Source organism: Endozoicomonas sp. ONNA2, from assembly GCF_024606365.1.
Lineage (GTDB): Bacteria > Pseudomonadota > Gammaproteobacteria > Pseudomonadales > Endozoicomonadaceae > Endozoicomonas.
Map to the genome: position 1 here is coordinate 1 of NZ_JAHHPO010000848.1, position 1,042 is coordinate 1,042.

3 protein-coding genes and 1 pseudogene are annotated in these 1,042 nt (G+C 48.4%); 2 read left to right on the forward strand and 2 right to left on the reverse strand.

The annotated features are described in order from the left end of the window. Positions 1-244 (forward strand): hypothetical protein (locus KDK14_RS15060; protein WP_257265994.1); only part of this gene is annotated, 244 nt, incomplete at its 5' end. Between the two features lie 31 nt (positions 245-275). Here the strand turns inward: KDK14_RS15060 and KDK14_RS15065 are convergent. After that, on the reverse strand, positions 276-572 hold the full coding sequence (locus tag KDK14_RS15065) for an antitoxin (RefSeq protein ID WP_257265995.1): 297 nt from the start codon (positions 570-572) through the stop codon (positions 276-278). Next, the gene (locus KDK14_RS15070; RefSeq protein WP_257265996.1) at positions 569-865 is read right to left on the reverse strand and encodes a hypothetical protein; all 297 of its coding nucleotides are present in this window, start codon (positions 863-865) and stop codon (positions 569-571) included. The genes KDK14_RS15065 and KDK14_RS15070 overlap by 4 nt, the downstream gene beginning before the upstream one ends. 77 nt (positions 866-942) lie before the next feature. On the opposite strand from KDK14_RS15070, the pseudogene KDK14_RS15075 reads away from it, so the two are divergent. Continuing rightward, positions 943-1,042, forward strand: a pseudogene (locus tag KDK14_RS15075) (UTP--glucose-1-phosphate uridylyltransferase); the annotation flags it as partial.

Genomic DNA, 1,042 nt, shown 5'->3' on the forward strand with positions numbered 1-1,042 from the left:
TTATGCACAGGCACGCTCCCAACGCTCGCTGATCGACCCACTTTTTGAACAGGCATTGGTTCGTGCTGACCAGCTTGGCCCCCGGGAACAAACCGTGATGGAAAACACCACCATCCTTGGCAGGTATTATCGTGGATGGTTGAGTGAGCCGGTTCAGGCAAGGCTTGATGACAGTCAGCAGCGGCTTGCCGGGCTTTATCCGCATCGTGTGCGGTTGATAGAGAAGCAGTATCCGTTGCCCTGATATAGCAAGGGTTAGTTATTCTGATGGATGCCTACCCCCTGGTTTCATTATCTGATGGAACCAAACGGCCTTCCGCATACTTGTGAAGCACGCTGGCAATCATGGTTTGATAGGGTATCCCTTCTGCCAAAGCCATTTTCTGCAAAGCCCTGAGCGTGCGGCTGCTCAGGCGTATATTCAAACGCGCATCCTTTTTGAAGGTATTTCCAGCGGCCTGCTGATGGGCCAGTTTCATGGCTTCGGGGTTATCAACAGGCTTCAGGGCTCCTGCTTCAAAAGCATCCAGAATATCCTGTTCTTCCTGTAACTCTTGATCATTGGGTTTCATGGGGTGCCTCCCGGGTACTGTTTTGTGGCTTTACGGCTGGGGATAATGGTTTTCAGGAATATCTCATCTTCTGATTCCACAAAAGGAACCAGATAGACAGAGTCTTCAACCTGTAAAAAGTCCTCAACCTGGACAATGGGTATTTTCTGTCCGGGGTATTTGGATTGATTGGGATGATGAGTAATGGCCAGTTCACCACCCAGTTCAATGTGAAAAATGATCTCCTCAAAGGAAATACCCCGATTAGCCTTGAGCCAGGCATTCTTTTCACAGTTCCAGTTAAATACTTTCATACCGTTATTGTGTGCCTTATGTACATATAAAATGGTAGAAGAATCACCATTTGTCAACAATCAAACGATCTATATTCATGCTCAAAAAATGCCTATTCCCCGCCGCCGGTTACGGCACCCGCTTTCTCCCAGCCACCAAAAGCATGCCCAAAGAGATGATGCCGGTGGTCTCCAAAC